The 25,510-nt window shown below is 45.5% G+C and carries 20 protein-coding genes; 12 read left to right on the forward strand and 8 right to left on the reverse strand.

All coding sequences use genetic code 11. The annotated features are described in order from the left end of the window. Positions 1 to 102: 102 nt before the first annotated feature. Entirely contained in the window at positions 103 to 3,048 is a 2,946-nt protein-coding gene (locus AC5O63_RS09385) for a DNA translocase FtsK (RefSeq protein WP_494504760.1), read from the forward strand. Between the two features lie 210 nt (positions 3,049 to 3,258). On the opposite strand, the gene dsbB is transcribed toward AC5O63_RS09385, so the two are convergent. Both dsbB and nhaB read right to left on the reverse strand, forming a co-directional pair. After that, a complete protein-coding gene (gene dsbB / locus AC5O63_RS09390; RefSeq protein ID WP_494504761.1) occupies positions 3,259 to 3,777 on the reverse strand; it encodes a disulfide bond formation protein DsbB in 519 nt (172 codons plus the stop codon). Positions 3,778 to 3,869: 92 nt separating this feature from the next. After that, a complete protein-coding gene (gene nhaB / locus AC5O63_RS09395; RefSeq protein ID WP_494504762.1) occupies positions 3,870 to 5,459 on the reverse strand; it encodes a Na(+)/H(+) antiporter NhaB in 1,590 nt (529 codons plus the stop codon). Positions 5,460 to 6,132: 673 nt separating this feature from the next. On the opposite strand from nhaB, the gene fadR reads away from it, so the two are divergent. Then, on the forward strand, positions 6,133 to 6,972 hold the full coding sequence (gene fadR / locus AC5O63_RS09400; protein WP_494504763.1) for a fatty acid metabolism transcriptional regulator FadR: 840 nt from the start codon (positions 6,133 to 6,135) through the stop codon (positions 6,970 to 6,972). A 69-nt stretch (positions 6,973 to 7,041) separates the two neighbouring features. Here the strand turns inward: fadR and AC5O63_RS09405 are convergent, their stop codons facing one another. Together AC5O63_RS09405 and AC5O63_RS09410 are read right to left on the reverse strand one after the other, a co-directional pair. Continuing rightward, positions 7,042 to 8,214, reverse strand: coding sequence for a DUF1887 family protein (locus AC5O63_RS09405; protein ID WP_494504764.1), 1,173 nt, complete (start codon positions 8,212 to 8,214; stop codon positions 7,042 to 7,044). A gap of 143 nt (positions 8,215 to 8,357) precedes the next feature. Beyond that, entirely contained in the window at positions 8,358 to 10,349 is a 1,992-nt protein-coding gene (locus AC5O63_RS09410) for a methyl-accepting chemotaxis protein (RefSeq protein ID WP_494504765.1), read from the reverse strand. 225 nt (positions 10,350 to 10,574) lie between these two features. Between AC5O63_RS09410 and hinT the strand changes: the two genes are divergently transcribed. The 7 genes from hinT (at position 10,575) to AC5O63_RS09445 (ending at position 16,670) form a co-directional block, all read left to right on the forward strand. Then, a complete protein-coding gene (gene hinT / locus AC5O63_RS09415) occupies positions 10,575 to 10,925 on the forward strand; it encodes a purine nucleoside phosphoramidase (RefSeq protein WP_004746983.1) in 351 nt (116 codons plus the stop codon). A gap of 109 nt (positions 10,926 to 11,034) precedes the next feature. After that, positions 11,035 to 12,432, forward strand: coding sequence for a COG3014 family protein (locus AC5O63_RS09420; protein ID WP_239825496.1), 1,398 nt, complete (start codon positions 11,035 to 11,037; stop codon positions 12,430 to 12,432). After that, positions 12,429 to 12,824, forward strand: a complete 396-nt coding sequence (locus AC5O63_RS09425; RefSeq protein WP_069666705.1) for a YcfL family putative periplasmic lipoprotein — start codon at positions 12,429 to 12,431, stop codon at positions 12,822 to 12,824. The genes AC5O63_RS09420 and AC5O63_RS09425 overlap by 4 nt, the downstream gene beginning before the upstream one ends. A gap of 39 nt (positions 12,825 to 12,863) precedes the next feature. After that, positions 12,864 to 13,454, forward strand: coding sequence for a penicillin-binding protein activator LpoB (gene lpoB / locus AC5O63_RS09430; protein WP_004746988.1), 591 nt, complete (start codon positions 12,864 to 12,866; stop codon positions 13,452 to 13,454). Between the two features lie 31 nt (positions 13,455 to 13,485). After that, a complete protein-coding gene (locus AC5O63_RS09435) occupies positions 13,486 to 14,340 on the forward strand; it encodes a phosphotransferase (RefSeq protein WP_494504766.1) in 855 nt (284 codons plus the stop codon). A gap of 100 nt (positions 14,341 to 14,440) precedes the next feature. Next, positions 14,441 to 14,983, forward strand: coding sequence for an alpha/beta hydrolase YcfP (gene ycfP, locus AC5O63_RS09440; protein WP_367937699.1), 543 nt, complete (start codon positions 14,441 to 14,443; stop codon positions 14,981 to 14,983). Positions 14,984 to 15,380: 397 nt separating this feature from the next. Then, a complete protein-coding gene (locus AC5O63_RS09445) occupies positions 15,381 to 16,670 on the forward strand; it encodes an NAD(P)/FAD-dependent oxidoreductase (RefSeq protein WP_494504767.1) in 1,290 nt (429 codons plus the stop codon). 57 nt (positions 16,671 to 16,727) lie between these two features. Here the strand turns inward: AC5O63_RS09445 and AC5O63_RS09450 are convergent, their stop codons facing one another. The 4 genes from AC5O63_RS09450 to AC5O63_RS09465 are packed head-to-tail and all read right to left on the reverse strand — an operon-like array spanning position 16,728 to position 22,154. Next, positions 16,728 to 17,267 carry a GNAT family N-acetyltransferase gene (locus AC5O63_RS09450; RefSeq protein WP_494504768.1) on the reverse strand — a complete coding sequence of 180 codons (540 nt, stop codon included), beginning with the start codon at positions 17,265 to 17,267 and terminating at the stop codon, positions 16,728 to 16,730. 33 nt (positions 17,268 to 17,300) lie between these two features. Then, on the reverse strand, positions 17,301 to 18,071 hold the full coding sequence (locus tag AC5O63_RS09455) for a peptidoglycan binding protein CsiV (protein ID WP_494504769.1): 771 nt from the start codon (positions 18,069 to 18,071) through the stop codon (positions 17,301 to 17,303). A 46-nt stretch (positions 18,072 to 18,117) separates the two neighbouring features. After that, positions 18,118 to 21,579: a transcription-repair coupling factor gene (gene mfd / locus AC5O63_RS09460; protein ID WP_494504770.1), complete on the reverse strand. Its 3,462-nt coding sequence runs from the start codon at positions 21,577 to 21,579 to the stop codon at positions 18,118 to 18,120. Positions 21,580 to 21,587: 8 nt separating this feature from the next. Continuing rightward, complete coding sequence (locus AC5O63_RS09465; protein ID WP_494504771.1) at positions 21,588 to 22,154, reverse strand: PilZ domain-containing protein; 567 nt, start codon at positions 22,152 to 22,154, stop codon at positions 21,588 to 21,590. A gap of 181 nt (positions 22,155 to 22,335) precedes the next feature. On the opposite strand from AC5O63_RS09465, the gene lolC reads away from it, so the two are divergent. The 3 genes from lolC to lolE are packed head-to-tail and all read left to right on the forward strand — an operon-like array spanning position 22,336 to position 25,468. Continuing rightward, on the forward strand, positions 22,336 to 23,544 hold the full coding sequence (gene lolC, locus AC5O63_RS09470) for a lipoprotein-releasing ABC transporter permease subunit LolC (RefSeq protein WP_494504772.1): 1,209 nt from the start codon (positions 22,336 to 22,338) through the stop codon (positions 23,542 to 23,544). After that, entirely contained in the window at positions 23,537 to 24,223 is a 687-nt protein-coding gene (gene lolD, locus AC5O63_RS09475; RefSeq protein ID WP_004747008.1) for a lipoprotein-releasing ABC transporter ATP-binding protein LolD, read from the forward strand. Before lolC ends, lolD begins: the two co-directional genes overlap by 8 nt. Next, on the forward strand, positions 24,224 to 25,468 hold the full coding sequence (lolE, locus tag AC5O63_RS09480) for a lipoprotein-releasing ABC transporter permease subunit LolE (RefSeq protein WP_494504773.1): 1,245 nt from the start codon (positions 24,224 to 24,226) through the stop codon (positions 25,466 to 25,468). Positions 25,469 to 25,510 lie beyond the last annotated feature (42 nt).

The raw sequence follows: 25,510 nt of genomic DNA on the forward strand, positions 1-25,510 counted from the left end.
TTAAATCGATAGTCCGAGTAGCATAGCTGCTCGGACTATTTTTTTCCGACCAATCAGGATGACTTCTGAATCGATTGGTGTTTTATAAAGATAAAGTTGGTTATGTTCAAAGAGACCAAAAATAAAGTAGAAACGATCATTAAGACGGGAGAAGAGTCTCAACCGTCCCGCCTGAGCGGTCCTCAGCGCCTTCAAGAATGCAGTTTGATAGTAATCGTTCTTGCCTCAATTTTGCTTTCAGTCGCACTTTTCACATTTAGCGCTGCCGATCCGTCATGGTCTCAAACCGCTTGGGGGGGAGAGATAAATAATGCTGGTGGTCTAGTTGGGGCTTGGCTAGCTGATACACTCTTTTTTACCTTTGGCTCATTAGCGTATGTGATTCCTTTTGTGGTAACCGGTACAGCTTGGGCAATGCTGCGTAACCGTGATGAAGATGAATCAATCGACTTTATGCTTTGGGGAACGCGTTTACTCGGATTAACAATTCTTATTCTAACCAGTTGTGGTTTAGCGGATATCAACTTCGATGACATCTGGTACTTCTCTTCAGGTGGTGTGATTGGCGATGTACTGACCAGCCTTGCGCTACCGACTTTAAATGTGCTTGGCTCCACGCTTGTCTTTCTATTTCTATGGGGCGCGGGTTTCACGCTCCTGACTGGCATCTCTTGGTTATCCATTGTCGATTGGTTGGGTGAGGGCGCGATTCGATTGTTCACTAGCCTGATCAACAAAATGCGCGGACGAGAAGATGAAACGCTAGAAGCTGAACTCAACGACTATGAGTATGAAACCGAAACGACGCCAGTCTTCAGTGAAGAAAAGCTTGAAGCTAACGAATCTGTAGAGCAAATAGAAGAAACCAGCGCAGAACGACGTCGTTACAACATTCATATGCCTGAAGCAGCGGCTACCTCAGCGCTAGCGGCCAACGCAATCGCCCATCCAACGGCAGAAGAAGTGGCTGAGATTTCCCCTGAGCCCGTTTATGCAAGCGAAGCCCCTAATAATGTGGTTGAAGAGTCTGTTGAGCCAGATTTCGAGCGTAGCAAGCATCTTGGCGCAACTATTGAAGATCTAGAACGAGCCGCGATGAACGGTGATGAGCTTCCTCAAGTTGCGCAGCCTCAACAGCCAGAAGATGTTTTTGCTCAGCCACAAGTTGAAGAGGTTGTGGTCAGCGAGCCACCTGCACCTAACCAATCAGAGCAAGTTCCTTCAGAAGCAGTCGCCGAGGTTGACCCTAATGACTTGCCTTGGATTGAAGAGGTGACTGAAGAAGAAATCGTTCAACCAAGGATCAACCCATCTGAATTGGAACAGATCTCATCGGATATTGAACCTGAAGACGGCTATCAAGAACCAATGATTTCATCATTTGATGTTGCTGAAGAAAGTGCAATTGTGACCGAAGAGGTAGAGTCGACCTTACCAGAGGATGAAGACGCGGCGGCATTACACAATATGGTTGCAGAAGCTCAAGCCAAAGTCGTCGCTCAGCAAAATCCATTCTTGGTACAACAAGAAGCGAATCTGCCAAAGCCTGTTGAACCGATGCCAACTCTTGAGTTGCTGTACCACCCTGAAAAGCGTGAGAACTTTATCGACCGAGAAGCGTTAGAAAATATTGCTCGCTTGGTTGAAGCGAAACTGGCCGACTATAAGATTAAAGCAACAGTGGTTGATATCTTCCCGGGGCCAGTAATAACAAGATTTGAACTCGATCTCGCACCTGGCGTTAAAGTGAGCCGTATATCCGGTCTATCGATGGATTTAGCGCGCTCACTTTCAGCTATGGCGGTTCGTGTCGTTGAAGTAATACCGGGCAAACCTTATGTCGGGCTTGAGCTACCAAACATGAGCAGACAGACGGTGTTCTTCTCTGATGTTGTTGGTAGCCAACAGTTTATTGAAGCCAAATCGCCAACGACGGTTGTCCTTGGCCAAGATATCGCTGGTGAAGCTGTGGTCGCTGATTTGTCTAAGATGCCACACGTGCTTGTCGCGGGTACAACGGGCTCGGGTAAGTCAGTGGGTGTAAACGTGATGATCTTGAGTATGCTCTACAAGGCAACACCAGAAGATGTTCGTTTCATCATGATTGACCCGAAAATGCTTGAGCTATCGGTGTACGAAGGTATCCCACATCTACTCTCAGAAGTGGTTACTGACATGAAAGACGCGTCGAATGCACTGCGTTGGTGTGTTGGTGAGATGGAACGTCGCTATAAGCTGATGTCTGCTCTAGGTGTTCGTAACATTAAGGGCTTTAACGATAAGCTTAAGATGGCGGCTAAGGCTGGTCATCCAATTCACGATCCATTATGGCAAGCAGGTGACAGCATGGATGAGCACCCTCCTCTGCTTGAGAAGTTGCCTTACATTGTTGTGATTGTCGACGAGTTTGCCGACTTAATGATGGTGGTTGGTAAGAAAGTCGAGGAACTGATTGCTCGTCTAGCGCAGAAAGCACGTGCAGCGGGTATTCACTTGATCCTTGCAACTCAGCGCCCATCTGTTGATGTTATTACTGGTTTGATTAAAGCGAATATCCCGACCCGTGTTGCGTTTACCGTATCAACTAAGACGGACTCGCGCACTATCCTTGACCAAGGTGGTGCGGAATCGCTACTGGGTATGGGTGATATGCTCTATCTCCCACCGGGTTCTAGCCATACTGTTCGTGTCCATGGCGCATTTGCCTCTGATGATGATGTACATGCGGTCGTCAACAACTGGAAAGCACGCGGTAAGCCAAACTATATCGACGAAATCACCAATGGTGACCAAGGCCCAGAAGCACTCTTGCCAGGCGAGAAACCGGAAGGCGAGGAAGATATGGATCCGCTATTTGACCAAGTTGTTGAGCATGTCGTGCAGTCTCGTCGTGGCTCGGTATCAGGGGTACAACGCCGCTTTAAGATAGGCTACAACCGTGCGGCACGTATCGTTGAGCAACTAGAAGCTCAAGGAATTGTGAGTGCTCCAGGTCATAACGGTAACCGCGAAGTATTGGCTCCTGCGCCTGGGCGTGAGATGAATTAACGGCAAAGCCGTTAGGAACGGGCTGCGCCCTCGGGAAAGCCGGATCGCTTCGCTGCTGGAAAGCTAGTCCCGGGCTTCGCCCTTCTGGAAAACTAGAGTTGACTCGTCATAGCGCGGCAACTTTAGTTCTCCAGTTCTCCAGTTCTCCAGAAACCAAAAAGGACTGACATAATATGTCAGCCCTTCATTTTTGTGCGTTTCCGCTTCTCGCTACTTGCTCTTCACAAACTGCGCGACCACAAAAGGTACCAGTGCAATTAGGTATGCAGAGAAAATGATCACTAACCATTGTGGCATTGAAAGACCTAAGAACTGCCATACGACCTTGCCACAATCACCGAACGCTTCAAATAGCCAAGGTGCCCATTGATTTAGCGGTGCCCAGTCTGGGAAGGTGACGAACAAGTCACAAGTCTTAAAAGGTGAAGGGTTGAATTGGTAATCAACATGCTCTAGTGAAAGCATCAGGCCTTGATAGGCGCTTGCGCCCCAAGCGATAAAACCAAGCCAACGAAATGCTGGGTTATGCGGAGCAATTAAACCAATCAGCGCAGCTCCTCCAACACCAAACATAGCCACACGCTCATAAATACACATCACACAGGGTGAAAGCATCATGACATGCTGAAAAAACAGGGCACATGCTTCAAAGAAAATGATGGAAAGCAGTAGTAGCAACCAAGATAGTCGCCCTTGAGAAAATGTTTTTAGAGTGGAAAGAATGTTCACACAGATATCCTGTAATAAAAAAGCTCTGGGTAATCAGAGCTTTTTATCGTGTAAAAGTTTCGGTATCAACTAAAACTTTTTAATAATTTATATTAGTGTCCGCTTGAGACGGCAGGAGTCAACTCTCCGACGTGCGCAGAAATCCAACCCGCGTCATAGAACCAAGCTGTCATCGGCTCGACAAAAAACACGATGCCAGCAAGACCAACAAGAGCCAGTACCACGGTATAAGGTAGCGCCATAATCACCATGCGACCGTAAGATAGACGGATAAGTGGTGCTAGGGCAGAGGTCAATAGGAATAGGAATGCAGCTTGACCATTTGGCGTTGCAACTGAAGGTAGGTTAGTACCTGTGTTGATAGCAACCGCAAGTAAGTCGAACTGGTCACGAGTGATAACACCTTCAATCAGTGCCGTTTTCACTTCGTTAATGTATACCGTGCCGACGAATACGTTATCGGAAACCATCGAAAGTACGCCGTTTGCCACATAGAAGAGTGCTAGCTGAGTACCTTTGTCTTCTACGTGTAGCACAGCGTCGATAACAGGCTTGAATAGCTGTTGGTCGATGATGACGGCTACAACAGCAAAAAACACGGCGAGAAGTGCGGTAAATGGTAGCGCTTCTTCAAACGCTTTACCCATTGAGTGCTCTTCGATTACACCGGTAAACGCTGTCGCCAAGATGATAACAGAAAGACCAATTAGACCGACTGCTGCAAGGTGAAGTGCTAGACCTACGATCAGCCATACTGCGATGAAACCTTGAACCCAAAGCTTAGCAACATCTTGCTTAGTACGTGTTTTACGCTCTTCACGATCGAAGTCTACTAGGATTTGACGAACGTTCTCAGGAAGGCGAGCACCGTAGCCAAAGACTTTTAGTTTCTCGACTAATACACAGGTAATCAAACCGCAAACAAACACAGGAGCGGTAACGGGTAGCATACGAATGATAAACTCACCAAACTGCCAACCCGCTTGGTCTGCAATGATGAGGTTTTGTGGTTCACCAACCATGGTCATAACGCCACCGAGTGCCGTACCCACACCAGCATGCATTAGTAGCGAACGTAGGAAAGCACGGTAGTCTTCTAAGTCATCACGGGTAAGTTCAGATAAATGGTCATCTTGGGTATGGTCGTGCGAGGAGTTAGGGCCTTGACCAGAAGCGACTTTGTGGTAAATCGCGTAAAAGCCAACCGCAACGCTGATAACAACTGCAATAACAGTTAATGCATCTAAGAAAGCCGATAGGAAGGCCGCAGCAAAACAGAATGCAAGAGAAAGTATGCTCTTAGAGCGAATACCTAGCAATATCTTGGTGAAGATAAATAACAGCAACTGCTTCATGAAGTAGATGCCTGCAACCATAAACACCAATAGAAGCAGCACTTCGATGTTTGCGACAAGTTCGTGTTTAACTTGTTCCGGGCTGGTCATGCCGATGGCGATGGCTTCGATGGCGAGTAAACCACCTGGCTGAAGAGGGTAACACTTAAGTGCCATTGCGAGGGTGAAGATAAACTCTGCGACTAGCAGCCAACCTGCAACGAATGGATCGACAAAGAAGAAAACAATTGGGTTAATAATTAAAAATGAAATGATGGCAACTTTGTACCAATCTGGGGCCTTACCAAGAAAATTCTTAATAAATGCATTTCCGAGTGACATCGGCATGATTTAGATACTCTTAATGTTGTTATGAATAGACACTGCACGTGCTTGTATCCATTTAATCGGAAACTGAGAATTTCTGACCAGTGGAAATATACCCGTAGGTAGAAAACAAACCCGATTCAACAGTGACTTAGAAAAACAACATTCCGTTCACGATCATGTGGTCTTGCCAAGTCACTCCCTGAGAAAGACAAGCACTCCTTACTTTGGTCGCCACTGTACTCTTCAAAGCAATTTAGTCAACGAGAAAATTGGTTTGAGTATTCTATTCGCTTACTTTTGTTAAAAAACGCGATCAAAGTGGCGTAAACATATCACGAGAGTTGTGAAAAATAATGGTTAATGCAAGCAAAGCGACGAAAGCATAGAATAAGAAAGAATATGTAATTATATTGAATGGAAATGACAGTTTAATTATGTAATTTTACAAACTTAAATTTTGCGGCTGAAATGCCTTGTAGTGGGCTCTGCGGGATGTTTTTGATTTGTTAAATATGAAAATAAGCCTATTTCATATCCCAATATGTTTCAATAAAATCTGCATAGCGTTAGAGTTAATGCTCTATTGTGGTTTTGCCGCACGTTTACTGTGTGGTGGTTTCCGATATAGAAAAACTAGTGGTATGATGAGTTCTATTAGACCCATAAAAATACAAGTTTGGATAAGATATAAATGGTCATTAAGGCAAAGAGCCCAGCGGGATTCGCAGAGAAATACATTATTGAAAGTATTTGGAAAGGGCGATTCCCACCTGGTTCTATTTTACCAGCAGAACGTGAGCTCTCTGAACTAATTGGCGTAACGCGTACCACTCTACGAGAAGTACTCCAACGTTTAGCCCGTGATGGGTGGTTAACGATTCAACATGGTAAACCAACGCGTGTTAACCAGTTTATGGAAACATCTGGTCTTCATATTCTTGATACGTTAATGACGTTGGACGCAGATAATGCGACTTCAATTGTTGAAGATTTGCTTGCAGCACGTACAAACATCAGCCCTATCTTTATGCGCTATGCGTTTAAAGCGAACAAAGAAAACTCTGAGAAAACCATTTCTAGCGTGATCAGCTCATGTGAGGCTTTGATTCAAGCCGAGTCTTGGGATGTCTTCATGGAGTCGTCACCGTATGCTGAAAAGATTCGTCAGCACGTCAAAGACGATGGTGAGAAAGATGAATTAAAGCGCCAGGCCGTTCTGGTTGCGAAAACATTCAACTTCTACGACTACATGCTATTCCAACGCTTAGCATTCCATTCAGGTAACCAAATTTATGGTTTGATCTTTAATGGTTTGAAGAAACTGTATGATCGCGTTGGTAGTTACTACTTCTCGAACCCTCAAGCTCGTGACCTTGCACTACAGTTCTACCGAGACTTGCTTGAAGTATGTGAAACCGGTAATCGTGATCAAATTCTGATTGTCGTTCGCCACTATGGTATGGAGAGTGCGCAGATTTGGAATCAGATGAAGACCACTCTGCCAACAAACTTTACTGAAGATGACAGTTAAAAAGAGTCTGTCGCTTTCGTATTAAAAAAAACCGCCAACTGGCGGTTTTTTATTGTTCAGAGTTTACTCTTAGCAGTCAGAGCATGCTTCATCTCGTCCGCCTGCTTCAGTGAACCAAGTCGCCAAGTGCGATTTAAGGTCCTTAAGCTCATCTGGGCCTATAAGTGCCAAGCCTAAGTCTTCAGCGCGAGTGATGTCATTGTGGCGAAGAGGACGGAAGCTAACCAGCATGGCACGAGCTTGTAAGCCACCAAGTAAGTCACGAAGCGATTCAAGCTTATATAAGGTATCGTCACCATCATCGCGCATTCCTTTGGTCTTACACTCGATGATGTGAAGTTTATTGTTAACGACTGAAGCAACATCCAGTTCGTTACGCACTTCGCGCTCCCCAAGCTGACGGTAAACTTGGACATTGAGAGAGCGGTCTTGAATGGTTGGCATATCTTGCTGGATCTGACGAACGGTGCTGTGAACGAGCGTTTCAAGCCATTCACCGTTTGAGAAGCGGCGTGCATCTTCGTTGGCGAAGGTTAATACGCCACCTTGATAGGTCGCTATTTCAGCTTCAACTAGGTCACTAAGCAGCATGTTTAGCTCGCGATAACCCTGCTGTTTTTCCGAAAGCTCAACATCAAGACGCTGCTCTTTACGGCAAGTCGTCGCAAGATAGTTGAGTGTGGCAAGACCAGGGCCTAACTCTAACGCATTGCTCGCCCAACGTTCGCCAAGCTCATACAGCTTTTGGTCAAGTTGAGGAGGGAGTTCTTGGTCGCTAAATTCACCACGAGCACCGAACACGGTGAGATAATCATCAATGGTAATTCTGTCTTGAACCTGAGTATCTTCTTTGCCGTCAGGGTATAGCCAACATAGGCGGTCACTATTGGGTTCAACAACGAAAATAGGCCAGTGATAGGTACGGAAGATCTCGTAGACTGATAACAGGCGATGGCGAAGTCCACAGCTCGCATTAAGCTTAACTTCTTCGCCTCTTGCTTTTAGGTCTTCCGCTAGGATTGAAACAGCTTGCTTAATCTTTGATGGATTCGCGACGTTAGGAATTTCAAAAAACTCCGAGGTGATGTTTCTTTTGCTCAATACGCTGTGAAGACGCAAATACATATCTTCTTGAGCAGGAACTCCAATGAAGACGATATGATCGCTTACGGTGCGATTATCAAGAAGCGGAGTGACCAAGCGAATTGGGTCTTGATCGATGATGCCAACATGAACAGCCATAGTTTTTCCTCATGTTTGGCTTGCGAGAGAGTGAAAGAAAAGTGGGCAAGCCTATAAACCATATAATGACATGGGATATAAAAAACAAGGGCGGCTATAAAAAATAGCCGCCCAATCTCAATAAATTACAATGTTCTGACTTTCTAAAGCTTAAACCTATGGACCAACTCACCTTGTTGATTCGCCAACGAGGAAAGGTTGTCACTGGTCTGGGCTATTTGCGCCATGGCTTGATAGCTAGAGTCGGCAATCAGGTTGATCTCTTCAATGTTACGAGCAATATCGCCCGTTGTTTCACTCTGTTCAGCCGCTGCTTGAGAGATATGGCCACTCATTTGGCTAATCTCCATAATAAGTCCTTGGATCTCTTCCATAGCACTATTGGCGTTAGACGCTTGTTCTACTGAAAGCTCCATATCATCCATACAGCTTTGAATCACCTTATTGGCTGACGTTGAGCTGCTTTGAAGATTACTGATCATATTTTCAATTTCAGAGGTTGATTCTGTTGTGCGTTGTGCCAGCACTCGAACTTCATCAGCGACGACCGCAAAACCTCGCCCTTGCTCACCCGCACGAGCCGCTTCGATAGCGGCATTGAGTGCCAATAGGTTGGTTTGTTCGGCAATATTACGTATAACGTCAAGGATACTACCGATTTGGCTACTCATTGCTTGCAGATCTTTCACCGCATCAACAGACTGTGTAAGGCGCGTTTCAAGTTGATTGATGGTAGTGATGTTGGTGCCCATGATATGGCGACCAGACTCTGAGGCTTTTTCAACTTGTTCAACCATCTGCTGCGAGCTTTGAGCGCTTTGTGCCACCTCTTGAACAGAGTGCGCCATTTCGGTCATTGCGGTGGCAACATTCGCTGTTTGCTCACGTTGCTGGCTCAGCTGTGATTGTGCTTGCGAAGAGGTTTGTTGGTTGGTCGTTGCGGTTTGAGTCAGATCATCGGACGCGTCATTGAGTTTAACCAAAATGCCATGAAGATTATCTGCGAGCGAGTTGATGTGGTTGCTAACTCGACTGAACTCATTGTTGTAGCGAATCTCGATACGCTTGGTCATATCACCTTCAGTAAGAGACTCAAGAGTGCCCAGAATGCGAGTGAGTGGGTCACGCACGCTGTGCGCAATGTGATAACCAATTGCAACGGCCATCAAGATAACGATCGCGCCAATAGCGATTGAACGAACCACGCCTTGCTCGTATACGTCACCAGCTTCTTGTAGCGACACATTTAAGCCTTGTTTTGCGACTTCACTGAATGAGTTGAGCACTGCCATAGTTGCATCAACTTGCTGGGTTAGACTTGCGATGTTGGCGTATAGGGCATCTTTAGCGAGTAGGTAAGCGCTGTGTTGGTCTAGCACTCCCCCTTTCTTACCGACATCACGAGTAAACTGCTGTACAGAGTCGTCGAATGCCTTTTTGATTTCAGGCATCTGCGTTGTTAGTCCGCGGTATGCGTAGTTAAGGTGGGTAACGGCTTTCTTGTTTTTCGCCACCGCTTGAGTCACCAGTTCGGTATCGCTACTCGCTAGGGCATCTGAAGTGGTAAGCTCGGCGTCTTTTAACTTAATGAAGTAACTTTTCGCCATCACTTTAACCGAAATACTGCTTTGGTCATCAACGTACTCTTTCATTCCGACACTTAACTCAGAATGTAGGCGTTGGAAGCGTCGAGTAGATTGCTGTACTTCTTCTTGTGCGGTAAACATTGCGCGGTAATTGCCCATTGCTTGTTCCGCTTCAGCGAAGTAACTCAGTTCCATCTCCTTTAGTTGGACAATTGACTGTTCTAGTTCAGTTTGGCCGACGCTTACTTGTTCCAACGCTGATAACTGTTGGTTATATGCTTCTTTCATTTGAGCGAATTGCTCTGAAAGTTGATCCATGCGTTCAAAGCTTTGAGTTGTCAAAAAGTCTTTAAAAAGTTTGTCGGCAGACAATAAAGCAACGCTGGTTTGGTTGGATTGTGAAACTAGTGGCAGCGAGGTGTTTGAGACACCTTCGAAGTTTTGGTGGATTTGTTGCATTCCTCGCATCATCATCAACGTCGTAACGATGAACATAATAATGATCAATGCAAACCCAGCGTACATGCGCCTAATCACTGAGCCCTTCATAGATCTCTCCCTGTAATTATAAAGTCTTAAAAAAATTAACAAAAAGAAAGCCATTGTATTGATACCGAGACACACATTTTTTGACGCACAATACAAATTTAGCTAGCGGGTAATAACGGATTGTCGAATAAGTGAACTGAACAGCGTTTTTTATTGTGATTTTGCGAAGCTTGACGCATACTCGTTTCAACTCAATCAACAATAAATGTTCCAATGGAGCCCTTCATGGCAGAAGAAACCATTTTCAGCAAAATTATTCGCAAAGAAATCCCAGCAGATGTTGTCTATCAAGATGATTTAGTTACCGCATTTCGTGACATCAATCCGCGTGCTCCAAGTCACATTTTGATCATCCCAAATAAACTGATTCCAACCGTCAATGACATCGAAGAAGAAGATGAACTCGTCATGGGGCGTATGTTTACCGTGGCACGCAAACTGGCAAAAGAAGAAGGTATTGATGAGGATGGTTACCGTTTGATCATGAATTGTAACTCTCATGGTGGACAAGAGGTTTATCATATTCATATGCACTTAGTGGGTGGTCGTCCGCTTGGCCCTATGCTAATGAGCTAAAAATTTTTGATATTAATGGAACTTTCTAAAAAGTTTGATGTCGAACGTTAAATTTTTTAAAATGTGAGACATGTCCTCGTGTCAAATAATACAAAAATTGGGGTAGAAAGTGCATAAACACATTCGACTCATGTTTGCTTTAGCAAGTAGCTTGGCTCTTTCCGCTTGTGCCAACTTATCTGTAGGCAATCTTTTTAGTCATTACAGTGCGCAAAACAGTGAGTTGCACCAAACCGTTAAGAATGGCCGCTATTACGAAGCTGAAGAGTTGTTACCTGAGGAGATAGCAGGCGACATTCTCGATAATATGGAAAAAGGCAGGGTTTATCTGCTCAACCAACAGTACCCAGAAAGTAAGGGCGCGTTTGAAGTTAGTGACCGAGCGGTTAGGGTACAGCAAGATCAAGCAACGATCTCGGTATCAGAAACAGCAATGAGCTTAAGTGCACTGGCGGTTAACGATAACTTGAAAACGTATCAACCTGCTGACTACGAACTGGGTTTCTTACATCTTTATTTAGGTCTTAACTATCTTAAAAAGAATGACCTAGAAGGTGCGATTATCGAAATGCGTCGTGCAAATCAAGTGCAAGAACGCGCGCGCAAAGATAGAGAGAGTGAGCTTGAATCGGCTCAAAGCCAAATGCAGGCTCAAGGTGTGTCACCAAACTTGGGTAGTATTCTTGCTAACTATCCAGATGCCGGCAAAAAGCTGCAAGCGGTGCAAAGTGGCTACTTACTCTATTTGTCTGCACTGCTGTATGAAGCAGACAACGATCTCAACGGCGCTTATGTTGACTATCGTCGTGCGTTAGCCGTGATGCCGGACAACCAGCAGGTGATTGATGGAACTAAGCGTGTTGCTAAACGCTTAGGTATGCGCGAAGACTTGGTTAAGCTTGAAAAGCGTTACGGCAAAGCGAGCTACCTAGATGCGAATAAAGGCCGGGTAATTGTTATTGATGAGCGTGGTGTGGTCGATGCGATGAACGGGTGGACACAAACACTTCCGATCTCGCGAGGCAGCAACCGAGGTCTCTATACTGTTTCTTTGCCTTATTACGAAAACGTACCAGCGGAAAAATTTAGCCCTGTAATACTTAATGACAGCAGTGTGTCGGGAAGCTTGCTCACAGATGTCAATCTGATGGCCAAGCAGAATCTGACTGAGCGAATGCCATCTATCATCATTCGCCAAGCTTTGCGAGTGTGGGCTAAAGAGGAACTGCGTAGAGAAGCAACTAAAGACAACCCTGACGATTTAGGTAATGCGCTGTTTAACGTGTGGAACACGCTGACGGAGCAACCTGATACACGCAGTTGGATAACGTTACCTGGTGAGATTTACAGCGCAAGTTCTGTCGTTGAACCAGGGGAACAATCTGTACAGGTTGCTGGTCAAACTCATACATTCAATGTTGAGTCTGGTCGTACAACGCTTGTTTGGCTTTCGCGCCAAGGTAACAACGCAACCATTTGGCATAAACAACTAGGAAATATACGATGAAAAAATGGCTTATTTCAATCGCGGCAGCATTGACCTTAATGGGATGTGCGAGCAACAGCAACACGGCTGGGCTGCGTATCGATGGTGCCTCTCAAACGGTTCTGTTTGGGGATAACGTGCTAGCAGGGCGTGTGAGCATCGAAGATATTTCAACGATTGATGTAGATGGTCGCGCACGTGGCATAGTGCGTTTGGCGAATCAAACTAAAGGCGACCAACACATTCAATACCGTTTCTATTGGTATGACGATCAGGGGCTAGAAGTGAACAACAAGCTTAGCCCATGGCGTCAAACCATTCTTCGCGGGGCTGAAGAGGTTTCTATTTCAGAGATTTCTATAAATCCAAATGGGCGCCAATTCCGCGTTCAGATCCGCGAACTAGACAACTAATTTAAAGAAGTAACTAAAGGATATCCTAAGGAACCGACAATGAAAAAAAGTGTAATTGCATTACTTGGTTTGGCTGTAGTGCTTGGTGGCTGTTCTAACCAAGTAAGCTATGGTGACGCTCAAGCTGTGGAAACAACAACAATTGATTTTGGTTCAACAGACTTGCAAAAAATTGCCGGTGAAATGGTCGACAGCATGATGATGTCGGGCTCTGTTGCTGCCATCACGCGTGACTCACGTCCGATCGTTTTTGTTGAACGTATCAAGAACAAGACAAGCGAACATATCGATACTGAGTCAATTACCGATTCTATCAGCACTAAGATGCTGAATTCTGGTAAGTTCCGTTTTGTAGATATGGATCGTGTCGAAGCCGTACGCGAACAGCTAAACTTCCAAAATAATGATGAGCTAGTGAACCAAAGCACAGCAATTCAGTTTGGTAAGATGGTTGGAGCTCAGTACATGCTTTACGGTAACCTATCAAGCATTAACAAGAATGCCGGTAGCGACAAAGACGTATACTACAAAATGACCATGCGTCTGATGGATCTAGAAACTGGCCTAATTGAATGGGCTGATGAGACTGAGATCCGTAAGCAAGAATCAAAAAGCTTTTTAGGCCTATAAGCTAAGCTTTATGTAACAAAAGGAGTGTACTATGGCGCGAATGTCGTGGAGTGAAGCATGCCAACTCGACCGTTCATTATTGTCACTAGAGCACTTCTTTACTATTCCCCCTGACTATGCTCAAACGCTAACAGGGGGACTGACCAACCGTTGTTGGAAGGTGGTCACTACAGATGGGCAATCATTTGTCTGGAGGCCAACAACCAACATCACCAAAGCCTTTTCCATCTCTCGCTTTCAAGAGTATCAGATACTCTCAGCAATCGAATCTAGCGGTTTATCTCCGCAAGCCGTTCACATCAATGACCAAGGGCTGTTAGTCACTTGGGTTGAAGGGGAGTCACTCACACAAGGGCTACCATTCGACTCACTACTCAAGACCATGATCTCGATTCATGATATGGACACTCAACGTGTTCCTGTCGCGCCTTTCAATTTCACTGCACGTGTTGACCATTATTGGATGCTGCTCGATGATGAGCACAAAGTTGAACCTTTTGTGTCGATTTACAATCAGTGGCGCTCCTCGCCGAGCTTAGCGGATGTCGGCCAAACCTTGTGTCACTTTGACTTGGCAGGTTACAACATGGTCAAAACAGATGTTGGCAACAAGGTTATCGATTGGGAGTACGCTGCGATAGCGGATCCGCGCTTAGACCTGACACTTTCCATTGATGTTTGTGGTGAAAAGCCATTAGAGGCCGTCTATCGTTATTGTCAGTTAAGGGGGGGAGAAGGCGTTGACGATTGGGTTGAAGGGGTAATGGCTTGGCAACCTCGTGCAATGATGATGGCCATGCTTTGGTACCTGCTAGCCCATCAGTTGTGGGGAGATGAGCAATATTTGACCCAAGCGCATCAACTGCAAGAAACAATTTGCAGTTAAGATCACTGTTTGATATTTCAGGGCGCTTAAAGTTACGCGGTGAGCTTTTAAACCTTATTTTTCATGGTAGATTAAAATCACAAGGATCGAGGGATTTACAATGATTATCTATTTACACGGTTTTGATTCGACCAGCCCAGGCAACCATGAAAAAGTACTTCAACTTCAGTTTATTGATGATGACGTACGTTTCATTAACTACAGTACTCTCCATCCAAAGCACGATATGCAGCACTTGCTAAAAGAAGTGCACAAAGTGATAGAGCAGTCAGGTGATAAGAACCCTATCATTTGTGGTGTCGGTCTTGGTGGTTATTGGTCAGAGAGAATTGGTTTCTTATGCGGTATTAAACAGGTTATTTTTAACCCGAACTTGCACCCAGAATTAACCATGCAAGGACGTATCGACCGACCTGAAGAGTACGAAGACATTGCGACTAAGTGTGTTTCAGAGTTTAGAACCAAGAACAAAGCACATTGTCTGGTGATTTTGTCGAAAGACGATGAGATCCACGACAACAGTAAAACGGCCTCAGAGTTAGAGAGCTACTACGACATTATCTGGGATGAAACTCAGACGCATAAGTTCAAAAAAATCTCGCAACATCTGCAAACAATGAAAGCGTTTAAAGACGCAAACTAATCGCTAGTTTTTGTCGATTTCTAATATCTAGGCGACAGAGTAGGCTCTGTCGCTTTTTTATTGTTCAATCAACTCTAATCCTTACAAAATTTAGTGGGATCACGCGAATCTTTAGTTGCGCGTCATGTTTTGCTCTATATAATGAACTCACTACAAATTTTTTGATAAATATCAAAAAAAATTGAGAGCGAGTAAAAAACTTGCCCAATAGTGAGCTACGTCAAACCTGTAGCATTGAGTGATTCGGCTCTTTTATCCAATAAGCGTGTCATATTTGTTGGCCCTCTATGTCTAGACTGTGTGCGAAGAAAAATTGCCCCTAGACCAAAAATACAGAATTCCATCGAGTCGACTTTCGGCTTGATTCAGTTTTATTTTATTTTTTGAGGAAGTTGCTGTGACACGAATTATCGTAGTAGGCGGCGGTGCAGGCGGACTGGAGCTTGTCACCAAACTAGGTCGTACACTTGGCCGCAAAGGTCGTGCTAAAGTTACTTTGGTTGACCGCAAGGCGAGCCACTTATGGAAACCCCTTCTGCATGAAGTTGCGACGGGCTCTCTTGATGAGGGTGTAGACGCACTTAGCTACCGCGCGCATGCCAAAAACCACCACTTTGATTTCCAAATGGGTAGCCTAGAAGACATCGACCGCGAGCGTAAAGTGATTAAACTGCGTGAGTTGAAAGATGATAACGATGAGCTGTTGATGCCTAGCCGCGAGCTTGAGTATGACATTCTAGTTATGGCAATTGGCTCGACTTCTAACGATTTCAATACTCCTGGCGTTCGCGACAACTGTATTTTCCTAGATAGCCCAGAACAAGCACATCGCTTCCGTACTCAAATGAACAACGAGTTCCTTAAGCTGCATGCCAAAAATGGTAATGGCACAGTGGATATCGCGATTGTTGGTGCGGGTGCAACAGGTGTAGAACTGTCTGCAGAACTGCACAATGCGGTAAAAGAGCTACGTACTTATGGTTTTGGTGACCTTGACTCAAGCAAGCTTAACGTCAACCTTGTCGAAGCGGGCGAGCGTATTCTTCCAGCGCTTCCACCGCGCATTTCTGGAGCGGCTCATCAGGAACTGACTAAGTTAGGGGTGAACGTCCGCACTGCGACTATGGTGACTCAAGCTGATGAAGATGGCTTAGTAACCAAAGATGGTGACAAGATCCCAGCTCAGATTATGGTTTGGGCTGCGGGTATTAAAGCGCCTGACTTTATCAAAGACATTGCGGGTCTAGAAACCAACCGTATCAATCAGCTTGTGGTTAAAGATACGCTGCAAACCACGCGCGATGACGATATCTTCGTAATCGGCGATTTGGCTCAGTGTACTCAAGCGGATGGTTCTTTTGTTCCACCGCGTGCTCAAGCAGCGCACCAGATGTCGAGCCGTGCTTTCGCTAACATCGTAGCTAAGCTAAATGGTCGTGAAATGAAGCCTTACATCTACAAAGATAAAGGCTCTTTGGTGTCATTAAGTCGCTTCTCAACTGTGGGTAGCTTAATGGGTAACTTGACCAAAGGTTCTATGATGGTAGAAGGGCGTATCGCACGTGTCGTGTATATCTCTTTGTACCGCTTGCACCAGATGGCGCTTCACGGCGTGTTCAAGACAGGTTTGATCATCCTAATGGGACGTATTAACCGAGTGTTAAGACCGAACCTTAAACTTCATTAATTAATGAACAAATACTAAAAAGAGCGCTTCGGCGCTCTTTTTTTGGTTTGGTCTAGATTAATCAGGAATGACAGAGTATATAAGGCCAGTTTTCGGTTTACCGTTGAAGATAAAGCGATTGCGAGCTTTAGCTTCCAACAGACCACCGCAAGACTCTATCAGCTTTTGGCTAGGCAGGTTATCTGGGTCGCAAACCACTTCTACTCGCGTCAATTTAAGTTGGGCGAAGCAAAACTCGATTAAAGCATTGACCGCTTTTACACCGAATCCCTTACCTTGATGTTCATCGGCAATCCAATAACCAATACTCGCCATGTTAAAGGTGTGGTAGAGCTCATTAATCGCGACCATGCCAAGTAACTTGTCACTCGAACGGCAAAATACACCAAAACCATAGGCTTCGGATTTTACCCAGTTTAAGCGAGTCGCTAGGATAAATCGTTCGGCATCATCTAAAGAGAAATCGGCATTGCACCAATCAATCCAGCGGTGAAGGCTAGGTGAGTTAATCACACAGCCTTGTAGAGATTCACTTTCTTCACTGGTGATTAGCCTCAGGACTAAATCTCGGGTGATGATTTGGTAATCTGGACTCATAAATAAAAAGCCCTCGTTTGAGGGCTCTCTCGATTATTGATTTACTCGACGGACTTGGATGATCACGCCCATTAAAGGGTGATCGAGGAAGTGCGTTTCCGTGCTGCGCATGCGGCGTTTTTGGTCGAATCGATAGCTTTTCAAGAACTCAACCTTATGGACAGTAGGTGTTACATCTTCCATTAAACCGACTTGAACTACTTGATTGTCCGCGACTTCTTCTGTTGGCAATAGTTCTGGTTGATGCTCTTGTAAAGTCACTTCTTTTACACTTGGTGCTTTAAGGTCAAGCTCCACATCGGCATACAAATAGTGCTCAACATAGATTTGCAGTTTGCCATCAAGTTGATACAAAGGCTTTGGAATGCTTTCTTCGGTAATACCCTCAATGACTTGGCTTTGGCTATCTTCAATCATAGAGCCATCAGGATTAAACTTACCTGAATAATCGCGCCCAGCTTGGACATGGAAGATTGGCGCACCGAAGCGACCTTGATCACCTTGGCGCCAAGCTTTATGCATCAATACTTGAAAGCCTGCATGCTGATTGAGCTTTTGAACTTCGCCATTCAGGGCGTACTCAGAAGCGGGTAGCATTTCGACCCCTTTCTTTGCGCGGTAACTAGCATCAGCAAAAGAGCCGGCTCTTTCTAGATCCACTTGAGTGACGTTGGTTGGCCAAGACTCGGCAGTTTGCTCGGCATCCACGGCACGTTTAAAAATGATCACTTCGATATCGAATTGACGCTGCGCCATAGAAGGCATTGCAACAAGCATGAGCAGCAGCGGGATCAGTTTCTTCATTACAACTCCATAGTGAGGTGCGAGGCACCTCCATTTGATTTTGGCTTTACGTTTTTGGCAATAAATTTTGCTGGAATTCACCCAACATGTCACTAACAAACTGGATGCGCTTACGTCTATCCACTAATGGTATCGTAAACTTGAACTTAGTGGGTCCATCCATTGCGAATTTTTGTGGCTGAGATTGCAATAGTTTAACCAAATACATAGGGTTAATGTCAGCATCTGGATAGAATTCGATAAAGCCACCTTTGTCGTGAGCTTCAATCTTCTTCACTTTCAGCGCCGCTGCTTGCAGTTTCAACTTGGCTACTGAGAGTAGGTTCTTAGTGGCATCAGGCAATAAACCAAAACGGTCTATCAGCTCAATCTTAAGTTCACCTAACTCATCTTCACTGGTCACACTCGCAATTTGCTTGTACATCGAGAGCCTAGTGTTGATGTCTGGAATGTAATCATCCGGCAGTAGGGCAGGTAAGCGCATTTCGACTTCAGTTTGCTCTCGAAGTAGTTCGTCGAGTGAAGGCTCTTTGCCTTCTTTCAGCGCTTCAACTGCTTGCTCTAGCATCTCCATATATAGAGTAAAGCCAACCGACTGAATTTGGCCACTTTGCTCGTCACCAAGTAGTTCACCGGCACCACGAATTTCCAAATCGTGGGTCGCTAAGGTAAAGCCCGCACCGAGATCTTCCAATGAAGCAATGGCACCAAGACGTTTAACGGCGTCTTTCGTCATAGCTTTTGGATGGGGCGTCATTAAGTAAGCGTATGCTTGGTGATGCGAACGACCGACACGACCGCGTAACTGGTGAAGCTGAGCCAAACCAAGATTATCTGCTCTATCCATAATAATGGTGTTGGCTGTTGGTACATCGATACCGGTTTCTATGATGGTGGTACACACTAGCAAGTTAAAGCGCTGGTGGTAAAAGTCATTCATAATGCGTTCGAGTTCTCTCTCGCGCATTTGACCGTGTGCGACAGTCACGCGTGCTTCAGGAATCAACTTCTCTAGATCAGCCGCGACTTTTTCTATGGTTTCGACTTGATTGTGTAAGAAGTAAACCTGACCACCACGCATAATCTCACGTAGCACAGCCTCTCGCACTACTGCGTCATCGCTCTGTCTGACAAAGGTTTTGATGGCGAGACGTCTCGCTGGTGGCGTGGCGATAATTGACAGATCACGCATGCCACTCATGGCCATATTCAGGGTACGAGGAATCGGTGTCGCGGTAAGGGTTAAGATATCGACATCGGCACGCATCGCTTTCATCTTTTCTTTCTGACGTACGCCAAAGCGATGTTCTTCATCAACGATCAGCAGACCAAGATCTTTGAACTTAATGTCATTTGATAGAAGCTTGTGGGTTCCGACAACTAGGTCCACTTTACCTTCTTCAATATCTTGCAGTACCTGCTTCTGCTCTTTAGCTGTTTTGAAGCGAGACAAGACTTCTACTCTGATTGGTAAGTTAGCAAAACGGTCGCGGAAGTTCTCAAAGTGCTGTTGGGCAAGTAGGGTAGTTGGTACAAGAACGGCAACTTGCTTACTATTGTCGGTCGCAACGAATGCCGCACGCATCGCGACTTCTGTTTTACCAAAACCAACGTCGCCACACACCAAGCGATCCATTGCTTTAGCTTGACACATGTCAGACATGACGGCGTTGATCGCCATGGATTGGTCATCGGTCTCTTCAAATGGGAAGCCCGCTTTGAATGTCGCGTATTGGCCGCGGTCTAACTCAAACTTGTAACCCGGCTTAAGTTCACGTTTAGCATAGACATCTAAAAGTTCAGCCGCGACATCACGCACCTTCTCGGCGGCTTTACGTCTTGCTTTAGCCCAGGCTTCACCGCCAAGCTTATGCAGTGGCGCGCTTTCTTCTGCACCGCCAGAATAGCGGCTGATAAGGTTTAGTGAGGCAACAGGAACATAGAGTTTGGCATCATTCTGGTACTCAAGCGTTACGTACTCTGTCGTCATACCGCCAGCTTCTAGGGTTTGCAGTCCTATGTATCTGCCGATACCGTGGTCGATATGCACTACTGGCTGTCCTGGTTGCAATTCCGCTAGGTTACGAATGACCGCATCACTATTGGTGGTTTTGCGGTCTTTGCGTCGGCGCTGAATGACTCGGTCACCAAGTAAATCACTTTCACAGATGAGTGCAACTTGCTCGTCACCGAATACGAAACCGTGCTCAGCGGCACCAAGGATCAGACTGAACTTGTTACCACTATTCAGTGCTTGTTGTAAGTCGCTGCTTTCTTGTGGTTTTAACTTAATTCGCTGGAGCAGTTCAAGCAAAGCCTCGCGGCGACCTTCAGACTCAACCGAGAAGACTATCTGACCGGTAAAGGTTTCGCTAAATTGGCGCAGAGCGGCCATTGGTTCTTTGTTTTGGTGCTGTACCGCAAGCTCTGGCAAGGGAGAGATATTAGGATTGCAGCGACCCTGTTTTTCACTGACTGGCTCAACATACAGCTGAACTTGAGGTAACTGTTTAAACTGGCTAAACAGCTCATCTTTCTTTAGCCATAGCTCTTCAGGTGGCAGCAGTGGGCGCAGCGGATCGACTTTGCGTTGATCGTAGCGATAGTCAACGTCATCTAAGAAGGTGTCTATTGCGGGCTCTAATTGACCAACCGTTAACAGTTGCGTGTTTTCTGGGATGTAATCAAACAAAGTCTCCGTTTGTTCAAAAAACAGTGGCTGCCAGTATTCAATACCTGCTGGCCAAGTCCCTTTAGAGACTTGCATGTAAACGGATTCAGGTTCACGGCGCGCCTCGAAACGCTGACGCCAGCGAATACGGAAGTCTTCAATTGCGCTCTCGGAAGTCGGAAATTCATGCGCTGGAAGTAAACGTATCTCTTGTTTATCTTCGATTGAACGCTGATTCTCAGGATCAAAAGTACGTATCGTATCTATTTCATCATCAAAGAAGTCGATACGAAATGGATCGTTTGAGCCCATAGGGAAGAGATCTAAAATAGAGCCTCTGCTCGCATATTCACCTGGACCAAACACTTGGTCGACGTGGCGATAACCCGACTTTTCAAGTTGAATGCGCAGTTTTTCCAGTGAGAACAGATCACCGACTTTCACCATCAGCGTATGCTGCATTAAGTAGTCGCGCGGGGACTGGCGTTGCAACAGCGTATTCACCGGAACGATGGTGATCCCGCTCGATTGTGTAGGTAGCTGATAGAGTCGAGAAATTCGGTCTGAAATAATCTCCTGATGGGGAGAAAAGCTATCGTATGGCAAAGTTTCCCAGTCAGGGAACAAGGCGACCTCTTGAGTGGTGAACTGTTCTAGCTCTTGTTGTAGTTTTAACGCGGTTTGCGGATCAGGAACGGCGAGCAGAGTGTGAGAGCCGTGCTGTTGTGCGAGTTCAGCAATGGCAAGGGCTAAACTTGCCCCTTGAAGGTTACCAATCTGCTTTTTGTCTCCGGCGCGATCCGAGCACGCCAGATTAAGTAATGATGTGTTAGACATAGTTCTGTTTATTTGTCGCGATTAAGTGAGCGCTGACGAAGGAGCTTTTGTTGTTGGAATAGAGCAGCTTTGATAAGGAGATCTTCATCGAGATCACGCAGTAAATCGTATTTCACGGTGACGAGATGAGTGTCCTCGGTCACTTCTACTTGCGATATGTGTCCGTAACAATATATTGCTGCGGCGGGGTGCTCTAAGAATAATTTTACACGAACTTTGGAATCAAGACTCACTGCCGCATCAGAAATATAGGTAAATTGACTGGCGCCAAACGAGTGAGTTTTATGACGCAGAGATGGATCATCTTGCTGAGATAGCATAAAGGTCAACAGTAAGTTGAGTTTAGAATTTTGCGTATCTAGCAGTTGAATTACATGCTTAAAGTCGCTATTTTTCAATTCATTACGCGCGCTGTCATTCAATAAATCAAGATTGCTAAACTCGCTAGCAACAATGAAAGGTGCTGGGATTTCCCCTTCGAATTTCTCATAACTTGGGAAACCCACACCCTCAGCCAAAGCTTCGACATTGACTGTCATTGTGTGGTTGACGGTAAAGAATTCTTGATCGGCCATGCTTGATTCCTTTTACTTGATAACTTTGATTATCGTTATAGCTGACAAGTAATCAAGCTATCCCTTTGTTTATTACATATTTTAACCACTAATTGGCAATTAAACACTACACGCCAAGGGATTTAATCGGTAGAGTAAGCACCATTACTTAGGTCATCAAACCCTAACATTGGTTTCTACTATGTTTCATCCAGTCTCAACCTTCATCGGTTTGCGCTACTTACGAGGTCGCTCCGGTGATAGGTTTAGCCGCTTTGTCTCTTATATGTCGACGGCGGGCATTACGATCGGTGTAATGTCGCTTGTGACCGTGCTTTCCGTTATGAATGGATTTGAAGCGCAGCTTAAAGGGCGTATTCTTGGCGTTCTTCCTCAAGCTATCGTTTCTCACGTTGACGGTAAAACGGCGAAAACAGAACGTGCTCCTGAATTTATCGCGCAACTTTCTTCTGCTGGGCATCCAGAGCCAATCGTGCAGAGTGAAGCTGTCATCCAAAGCCCAAGTCAACTTAACGCCGGCTTACTGATTGGTATTAAGCCTTCAGAGCATGACCCTATTGAGCGTCATTTAATTGCGGGCCACTTATCTAATTTACAAGCGGGTGAGTACCAGTTGTTTATTGGTCATTCGCTCGCCCGTTCAATGGACGTATCGGTCGGTGATAAAGTCCGCTTGATGGTCACGAGTGCGAGTCAGTTTACGCCACTGGGTCGAATCCCAAGCCAGCGTTTATTTACTGTGGCGGGTATCTACAATACAGGTTCAGATGTTGATAAACAGCTGATGATCACGCATATCTCAGACGCTGGAAAATTGATGCGTTTGAAGCCGGACACCATGACAGGTTGGCGCTTGTTCTTTAATGACCCATTTGTGGTTGGCGAACTAAGCCAAAACCCACTTCCTGACGGTTGGCAATGGCAAGATTGGCGCGATCAAAGAGGCGAGCTTTTCCAAGCGGTAAGAATGGAAAAGAACATGATGGGCTTAATGCTCGGTCTCATCGTGGGCATTGCAGCTTTCAATATCATTTCTGCGTTGATTATGGTGGTGATGGAGAAACAATCTGAAGTCGCGATCTTAAAAACTCAAGGTATGACCGACAGGCAGATTCTTTCGATCTTCATTGTTCAAGGCGCAAGTAGTGGCGTAATAGGTGCCATCATTGGTGGTGGATTGGGTGTCTTGCTAGCCAATAATATTAACGCGTTACTTGAAAGTGCGGGTATCGCTTTATTCGCGGTGGGTGGTGAGCTGCCGATATTAATCAACCCTGCTCAAATTTTTGTTGTTGTGGTATTGGCTATTGCGCTAAGCCTTGTCGCCACTTTGTTCCCTTCATACCGCGCATCATCAGTAAAACCAGCCGAGGCTTTAAGATATGAGTAGTCTTCTTCAATGTCACAACGTGTGTAAAACTTATCATGAGGGTGCATTTGATACTCAAGTTCTTAAAGGTGTGAGCTTTGATATCGAGAAGGGCGAGCTAGCCTCGATTATTGGTACCTCAGGTTCTGGTAAAAGTACGCTGCTGCATATCTTGGGTGCTCTGGATGATGCGACCGAAGGCCATGTCGAGTTTTTAGGCCAAGACTTATCGAAACTGAGTTCTAACCGTCAAGCAAAGCTGCGCAATCAGCACCTAGGCTTCGTCTACCAGTTTCACCACCTCTTGTCAGATTTCAGCGCGATAGAAAACGTTGCAATGCCTTTGCTTATTGGTGGCGTAAAAGTGAATCAAGCCAAGTCGGCAGCGAAAGCATTGCTAGATAAAGTAGGTTTGAGTCACCGAATTGAGCACAGACCAGCAGAGCTTTCAGGTGGTGAGCGTCAACGTGTGGCGATTGCGCGAGCATTGGTGAACAATCCCTCTCTCGTTTTGGCGGATGAACCAACCGGTAATCTGGATCATAAGACGGCACTAGCGATTTACGATCTGATGCGCGAGCTTAATCAAGAGTCTGATACCGCATTTTTGGTTGTTACTCATGATGGCGAGTTAGCGGCGAAAATGGATCGTCAGCTACATATGCAAGACGGTTTGCTACTCAACATTGAGGGGGCGTAAGTGTTTTCATCCCTTTCTCTGTTTATTGGCGGGCGATTTAGCCGAGCCAAACAACGAAATAAAATGGTTTCGTTCATTTCAATGTCTTCAACTATAGGCATTGCTGTGGGTGTGGCGATGATCATTATTGGTTTGTCTGCGATGAACGGTTTTGAGCGCGAGCTTAATAATCGCGTTCTATCGGTTATCTCTCACGGTGAGTTTGAAGGCGTAAGAGGGCCACTGATTGAGTGGCAAAACGTTGTATCCCAGAGTGAGAAACATCCTAAGATTGAAGCGGCGGCTCCTTATGTTAAGTTTACGGCTCTTGCTGAAAAAGGCGCGCAGCTTAAAGCCCTTGAAGTAAGAGGTATCGAGCCACAACTTGAGAGTAAGGTCTCCAACTTAAGTGACTTCATTGATACTGAGGTATGGGACGGTTTCCAAGCGGGGCAACAGCAAGTCATTCTCGGTAAAGGGATAGCGGATCTACTCAAGGTTAAAAAAGGCGACTTCTTAACTTTGATGATCCCTACCTCTGGTGCTACGACAAAAGTTCAGGCGCCAAAGCGTGTGCGTGTAAAAGTTGCTGGCTTACTCACTTTAAATGGCCAGATTGACCATAACTTGGCGCTCGTACCGCTTCAAGATGCGCAGAATTACGCAAAAATGGGCCAAGGTGTAAGTGGTGTCTCCGTGCGTGTTACCGAAGTACTTAATGCGACTCAAATTATTCGTGAAGTAGGCAACACACTGGATGTTTATGTTTACTTGCGTAGCTGGCAGCAGAAGTACGGCTTTCTTTACCGTGATATCCAACTGGTTAGAACCATTATGTACTTGGTGATGGTTTTGGTGATTGGTGTGGCAAGCTTTAATATCGTATCAACTCTGATGATGGCGGTAAAAGATCGTGCCGCTGAGATTGCGATTTTACGCACGATGGGCGCGACAGATGGACTGGTCAAACGGATATTTGTTTGGCAAGGGGTCTTTTCTGGCGTGCTCGGAAGCGTTGCAGGCAGTGTGTTTGGCGTTTTGATAGCGTTAAATCTTACCCCTATGATTAGCGCGTTAGAAAATCTCATTGGACATAAATTTTTGTCTGGTGATATTTATTTTGTTGATTTCCTTCCATCTCAAGTCAATCCTAGTGATGTCATTGTTGTCTCTTTGACTGCTATCACTCTGAGCCTTTTTGCTACTTGGTATCCCGCTTCTAGAGCCAGTAAGTTGAACCCAGCTGCTGTGTTAAGCTCTAAGTGATGATGAGGCAAATTCGTTTGCCTCAAATCTGATGTTTACTCA

The sequence above is a fragment of the Vibrio sp. SCP2 genome, from assembly GCF_059295395.1.

Excerpts from the sequence above, each read along its gene's own strand:
- hinT (WP_004746983.1), top strand. The coding sequence starts at position 10,575 with ATGGCAGAAGAAACCATTTTCAGCAAAATTATTCGCAAAGAAATCCCA.
- AC5O63_RS09385 (WP_494504760.1), top strand. The coding sequence starts at position 103 with ATGTTCAAAGAGACCAAAAATAAAGTAGAAACGATCATTAAGACGGGA.
- nhaB (WP_494504762.1), bottom strand. The coding sequence starts at position 5,459 with ATGCCGATGTCACTCGGAAATGCATTTATTAAGAATTTTCTTGGTAAG.
- AC5O63_RS09410 (WP_494504765.1), bottom strand. The coding sequence starts at position 10,349 with ATGAAGGGCTCAGTGATTAGGCGCATGTACGCTGGGTTTGCATTGATC.
- AC5O63_RS09465 (WP_494504771.1), bottom strand. The coding sequence starts at position 22,154 with ATGGCCGATCAAGAATTCTTTACCGTCAACCACACAATGACAGTCAAT.
- fadR (WP_494504763.1), top strand. The coding sequence starts at position 6,133 with ATGGTCATTAAGGCAAAGAGCCCAGCGGGATTCGCAGAGAAATACATT.
- AC5O63_RS09425 (WP_069666705.1), top strand. The coding sequence starts at position 12,429 with ATGAAAAAATGGCTTATTTCAATCGCGGCAGCATTGACCTTAATGGGA.
- ycfP (WP_367937699.1), top strand. The coding sequence starts at position 14,441 with ATGATTATCTATTTACACGGTTTTGATTCGACCAGCCCAGGCAACCAT.
- AC5O63_RS09405 (WP_494504764.1), bottom strand. The coding sequence starts at position 8,214 with ATGGCTGTTCATGTTGGCATCATCGATCAAGACCCAATTCGCTTGGTC.
- mfd (WP_494504770.1), bottom strand. The coding sequence starts at position 21,579 with ATGTCTAACACATCATTACTTAATCTGGCGTGCTCGGATCGCGCCGGA.
- lolD (WP_004747008.1), top strand. The coding sequence starts at position 23,537 with ATGAGTAGTCTTCTTCAATGTCACAACGTGTGTAAAACTTATCATGAG.
- AC5O63_RS09455 (WP_494504769.1), bottom strand. The coding sequence starts at position 18,071 with ATGAAGAAACTGATCCCGCTGCTGCTCATGCTTGTTGCAATGCCTTCT.
- lolC (WP_494504772.1), top strand. The coding sequence starts at position 22,336 with ATGTTTCATCCAGTCTCAACCTTCATCGGTTTGCGCTACTTACGAGGT.
- lpoB (WP_004746988.1), top strand. The coding sequence starts at position 12,864 with ATGAAAAAAAGTGTAATTGCATTACTTGGTTTGGCTGTAGTGCTTGGT.
- AC5O63_RS09450 (WP_494504768.1), bottom strand. The coding sequence starts at position 17,267 with ATGAGTCCAGATTACCAAATCATCACCCGAGATTTAGTCCTGAGGCTA.
- AC5O63_RS09435 (WP_494504766.1), top strand. The coding sequence starts at position 13,486 with ATGGCGCGAATGTCGTGGAGTGAAGCATGCCAACTCGACCGTTCATTA.